The organism is Streptomyces sp. NPDC004752, from assembly GCF_053601275.1.
On sequence record NZ_JBSGBN010000037.1, the window covers coordinates 1 to 5,502 of the forward strand.

General features: G+C 68.7%; 3 protein-coding genes, 1 tRNA gene and 1 pseudogene. 1 reads left to right on the top strand and 4 read right to left on the bottom strand.

The window, feature by feature from the left end:
• Positions 1-24: 24 nt before the first annotated feature.
• On the bottom strand, positions 25-1,020 hold the full coding sequence (locus tag ACWEKM_RS17555) for an IS630 family transposase (protein ID WP_451622070.1): 996 nt from the start codon (positions 1,018-1,020) through the stop codon (positions 25-27).
• Positions 1,021-1,172: 152 nt separating this feature from the next.
• Between ACWEKM_RS17555 and ACWEKM_RS17560 the strand changes: the two are divergent.
• Positions 1,173-1,790, top strand: a pseudogene (locus tag ACWEKM_RS17560) (aldo/keto reductase); the annotation flags it as partial.
• Positions 1,791-2,370: 580 nt separating this feature from the next.
• Here the strand turns inward: ACWEKM_RS17560 and ACWEKM_RS17565 are convergent.
• The 3 genes from ACWEKM_RS17565 to orn form a co-directional block, all read right to left on the bottom strand.
• Positions 2,371-3,711 carry an endonuclease domain-containing protein gene (locus ACWEKM_RS17565; RefSeq protein ID WP_451622071.1) on the bottom strand — a complete coding sequence of 447 codons (1,341 nt, stop codon included), beginning with the start codon at positions 3,709-3,711 and terminating at the stop codon, positions 2,371-2,373.
• 659 nt (positions 3,712-4,370) lie between these two features.
• Positions 4,371-4,443 (bottom strand) — tRNA-His (locus ACWEKM_RS17570).
• Between the two features lie 256 nt (positions 4,444-4,699).
• Positions 4,700-5,305, bottom strand: coding sequence for an oligoribonuclease (gene orn, locus ACWEKM_RS17575; protein ID WP_451622072.1), 606 nt, complete (start codon positions 5,303-5,305; stop codon positions 4,700-4,702).
• Positions 5,306-5,502: the final 197 nt, after the last annotated feature.

Genomic DNA, 5,502 nt, shown 5'->3' on the forward strand with positions numbered 1-5,502 from the left:
GAGCCCTGTGCACTGGCTCGGGAGCTACACCTTCGACATCAGTCGATCCTCCTTCGGTGAGTCCGCTCTTCTCAAGCGGCTTTCGTGTCGCACGATCTGGTTCAACCACGAGGACCCGACGGGGGTGAAATGGAAGTGGACGTGCGGGTTCTCCGCCAGCCACGCCTTCACGTCAGGGGTGGTGTGCGTGGAGAGGTTGTCCAGCACGATATGGATTTCCTTCCCCGTATGTGGCCTGACGGCCTTCTTCAGGAACGCCAGGAAGGTCGCGCCGTTCCGGTTCGGCCTGCACTCGCCCAGCACTTCACCGGTCGTGACGTTCAGCGCGGCGAACAGGTTCGTGGTGCCGTGCCGGACGTAGTCGTGGGTGCGTTTCTCGGTGGCCGCGAAAGTCACCGGCAGCACCGGCTGGGTCCGGTCCAGGGCCTGCACCTGCGTCTTCTCGTCGATCGACAGCACCACGGCGCCGCCGGGCGGGGCCAGGTACAGACCGACGACATCGGCGACCTTCTCCGCGAACGCCGGGTCCTTCGAGATCTTGAAGGTGCCCGAGCGGTGCGGCTTCAGATTCTCCTCACGCCAGATGCGGGCGACGTAATGCCACGACACCGAGATGCCCTCCCGCCGCTTCAGATGGTCGGCCAGTGCCCGCGTCGACCAGTGCGACAGACCGGATTCCGCCGACGGGGACATCCTCGTCAAAGCGATCACCCGGGCCCGCACCCGCGGCGGCACCTGGGTACGCGGCCCGCCGCGGCGCTTCTCTTCGAAACCGGCAAGGCCCCGCTCGGCATAACGGGCCTTGCAGCGGTCCACCGTCAGCGGCGCCACATTGGCGAGCTCGGCAATGTCCTTGCGCCGCCGCCCTTCGCCATACCACAACACGATCCGTGCGCGAAGCGCCACATCGGCCGGAACATCCCGCGACCCTGCCAACTCCCGAAGTTCTGCCATCTGTTCAGAGGTGAGATCCATACCAGACTCAACGATCACAGAAGCATCAGGTTCCATGAACAGCATCACGAGACACTAGCGTCGGGCTCGTACGGAAATGACCGCGACGCACAGCAGCAGTTCGGCTGAGCCGATCCGTCGACGTTGCAGGAACTCTCCGGGCTCGGCGCCGTGTGGACGTAGTCGTTCGCGATCGTCTAGCAAAGATGGAGGCTGGGATGGAGACACGACGGCTGGGTGCGAACGGTCCGGAGGTTTCGAAGCTGGGCCTGGGCTGCCTGGGTATGTCCGACAACTACGGCCCGGCGGACGAGGTGGAGAGCGTTGCCACGATCCACGCTGCGCTGGACGCCGGCGTCACGCTGCTGGACACGGGCGATGTCTACGGCATGGGGCACAACGAGTTGCTCATCCACGAGGCGTTGCGCGACCGGAATCGCGACGACGTACGGATCAGCGTGAAGTTCGGCGGGCTGCGCAGGCCCGACGGGCACTGGAGCGGCTTCGACTGCCGGCCCGAAGCCGCCTGGAACTTCCTCTCCTACACGTTGAAGCGGCTCCGCACGGACCACATCGACGTCTACCGGCCCGCTCGCGTGGACCCGAACGTGCCGATCGAGGAGACCGTGGGGGCGCTGTCGGAGATGGTACAGGCGGGCTATGTGCGACACATCGGCCTGTCCGAGGTCGGCGTGGAGACACTGCGACGCGCGCATGCGGTGCACCCGGTCGCAGACCTGCAGATCGAGTACTCGCTGATCTCCCGGGGGATCGAGGACGCCATCCTGCCGACGTGCCGGGAGCTCGGCGTGGGGATCACGGCGTACGGGGTGCTACGGCCGCCCTCATGACCGCTCCTGCCCACGGGAGACGGCGACGCGGTCCCGGCACGCCGCTGACTGGCACGGGGGGATGACGGCAAAGGATCTGCTGATCGACATCGTGAACCCTTCCGGATGCGTACAGGGTGGTTCGAGTCACGGTGCCGTTTCGTGCTAGAGCGACGCTCTACGCGCCCAAGGTCCGCCGTCGACCGCGGATGCGGGGCCGCCGGAACCGCACAGTCCGTGGCCTGTGCGGCGTGCGGTGGCAGGAGCTCTTGCAAGATCGAAGATCGTCTGGTTCGACGGAGTCGTCGCGAACCCTCTCTGTCAACCTTGGGTGATACGCCCCGCTTCAGCGGGTTGGCCTGAGAGGGCACTCCAACGCCTGTGCGATGGCCGCGATTCCACCGTGACCGAGTTGCCGGGCCACCGCCCCCTACGACAGCCGTCGCTGACGCTCGTTCAGATGCGGTGCCACCGCTCCCGGCTTCGCCCGCAACGGACCGATCAACTCATGGAAACGCCGCACACCACGTCAACGAGGCGAAGTACTGGAAGCAATCCGTAGATCTTCGACGGCTCCGGTGCCCGCTCAAAACAGTTCTAGGTCCTCGCCGCTGGTGTCCGCGATGACTGGCCGGAACTGGGCAGGGAGGCCGTCCAGTCGGTCAGGGCCGGCCGCGGCGGCCACGGCGGGGGCCGTCTCGGCCAACCAGGCACGAAACCGGTCGGCGGCTTCGCGGTAGGGGACTTGCGCCAGGACACGGTGCTCGCCGGAGGGGCAGCAGTCGACGGCGACAGTGAGCAGGCAGGAACGGGGCGTGTTCTGACTGCCCGTCCAGGAAACGCGCAGGACACCGCAGGGCTTGCGTCCGCGGGGGGCGCGGTGGGTCGGGCGCAGCGATCGGCAGGCTGTGTGGGCGGTCCATGCGGCGAGGTGCGGCAGGGGCAGGGTGGTGCGTGCGCGGCAGCCGGGGCAGCGGTGCCAGTGGCGGAGCCAGTCGTCGGTGTCGGTGTGGAAGAGGCGTGTGTAGCGGTTCGCCACGCGGATGTCGTTGCTGTACAGGTGGTCTGGGCGTTCCTGTGTGTTGCAGGACTGGCAGACGGGGGCGCGGACGTAGCCGTGTTCGTGGCAGTGGTCGAGCACGGTGGCGGGCGCGGTGCGGCAGACGGCGCACGCCCACTCGGCCACCCTGCGGGAGGTGCCGGGCTTCCTGCTGAGTACCGAGTACAGCTGGCCTTCCAGCTCTTTGTCGTACGGGCGCAGTGAGGCGGTGGGGCCCTCAGGGCTCGTCGTCTGCCGACCGCCGGCGTCTCGGGCCCGCCCGGGGTGGGAGGGCGGCTCGGCGGCTGCGCTTGCCTTGCGGGTCCGCGCGGCCTGCACCCACTGCGTTTCGGTGTGCTCGGCCGCGTCGAGCAGCCTGACCACAGCGCGCGGCAGCCACCACGTCCGCTGCGCCCCGTCGCGGGTCTGCTCCACGAGCAGCTGTCGCCAGTCGATCCCCGCCAGATGGTACGGCCGGCCGACTTCACATCGGGCTGCCCGCTCGGGCCTGCCCAACTCCTGCAGTTCCCCCGCGATGCGTCGGCGCCAACGCAGCGGCGTCTCCTCGTCGCACTCCTGCCTCGGCGCCCCACGAAACGGACCGATGCGGACCAGGTCCTGCCGATCCATGCGCACCGCGTGCAGTTCCGCGGCCGCCCGGCGCACCTCAACCTCCGGAACACTCCACTGACCGCCGCTCACCCTCACCGTCGCCACCACATGGCCGCCGAGCAGGACGTACCCCACCCGGGCCTGGGCAGGAGAGCAGGTGAATGCCCCAGAAGCCGTCGGCACGGCACTGTCGGCCGTCACATCGACCCACAGAGCGTCCGCGGCACTTAGGGTGATCAGGCCGTCAGTGCGACCGGGCATGACACGCTCTGACATACCGACAGGCTAACGGCCTGCAACGAGCCAACGGCTCGCCAAGCGCCTCGGTCGGCGCGCAGGCACCGACATTCCTGTCGGCCGCAGCTGAGGTGGCTCGGCTGCCGGTCCTCGACAACGCGGCGAGCGTGCCGGAAGACCGGCGCGCGGCACATGGCCCATGCAGTACGCGAGTCACTACTCGAACGCGCCCCCCTGTCCGGGGAGTTCTTCCCGCCGTTGATGGCCGCAGCCGTCAATGACCCTGACCCCGGCTTCTGCCGTTGGTCCATCGAGCCCGCGCTCTGCGCGTTCGGGCGCCGACGAGTCACGGCGGCACTTCTCAACTATGCACGGACGGGCGCGGACGCGGGAACAACCGCAGGCTGGCTTTGGCGTCAGTGCCGTGACGGTTTGCGCCGCATCCGCAGCACCGCTGCCCTCCTGATGAGCGGGCCCATGGCTCTGATCAGGACCCGTCACTCAGCGGCGGATCGATGCACGAAAACTACACAGTGTGTGACTGGGTGCATAACTTAAGCCATGTTCCGTGGGGCTTACGGCCATCGCTCCTTCCCGGACGACTCGATTCGCGGGTGGATGGGCCGTGGTTCGGCCGTGGCCAAACGACAGACAGGCCCGTGACCTGTGTTTCCGCAGGTCACGGGCCTGTCTCATAGGGTGAGTGACGGGACTCGAACCCGCGGCATCCTGGACCACAACCAGGTGCTCTACCAGCTGAGCTACACCCACCATGACCGGCGGTTACTGAGTGGTTTTCCGTACCGGCCGAGAAAAAGTGTACAGGGTCCGAAGGGGTGCTCGCGCACGCCTTTCGCGGCGCCCCGGCCGGACCTCGTACGTCCTCTCCGTCGGAGACTACGGCGGACACCCGGCGGAGTCTGCGACCGGTCCGGCGGAGTCTCCGACGGACCCCCTCCGACCCAGCCGGGCCCTGTGCCGTCCTCGCCCGCCGGGTCTCCGTCCGCGCCCGCCCGGCCGGCGGTGGCTAGTGGGTCGCGGGCAGGACGTGTTTGGCCGCGATCGTCCTGGCGGTGTCCGAGTCGGGGCCCGGCTGGGGGACGAAGATCGCCTCGCGGTAGTAGCGCAGCTCCGCGATGGACTCGCGGATGTCGGCGAGGGCGCGGTGGTTGCCGTTCTTCTCCGGGCTGTTGAAGTACGCGCGCGGATACCAGCGGCGGGCGAGTTCCTTGATGCTGGAGACGTCCACGATCCGGTAGTGGAGGTAGTCCTCCAGCGTGGGCATGTCGCGCAGCAGGAAGCCGCGGTCGGTGCCGACGGAGTTGCCGCACAACGGGGCCTTGCCCGGCTCCTTCACGTACTCCCGTACGTACGCCAGGACCTGCTCTTCCGCGTCGGCCGGCGTGGTGCCGCGGGGCAACTCGTCGAGCAGCCCGGACGCGGTGTGCATCTGGCGCACCACCTCGGGCATCGTCGCCAGCGCCGAGTCCGGCGGACGGATGACGATGTCCACCCCCTCGCCGAGTACGTTCAGCTCGGAGTCGGTGACCAGGGCGGCCACCTCGATGAGCGCGTCGTCGGACAGCGAGAGGCCGGTCATCTCGCAGTCGATCCACACCATGCGATCGTTCATATGTCCAACCTTACGGCCCGTAGCCGCTTCGAGTGCCGACCGTGTGCGGAGTCACGGCGAGGCGCCGCGGCCGTCGCCGATGCGGATCGGGGTGGGGGGGGCCCCCCCCGCCGCCCCCCACCGGCCCCGCACCACCCAGCCGCCGCGGGGGGGCGGGCCGGGGGGGGGGGGGCCCGGGGCGGGCGGGGGGCGGGCGC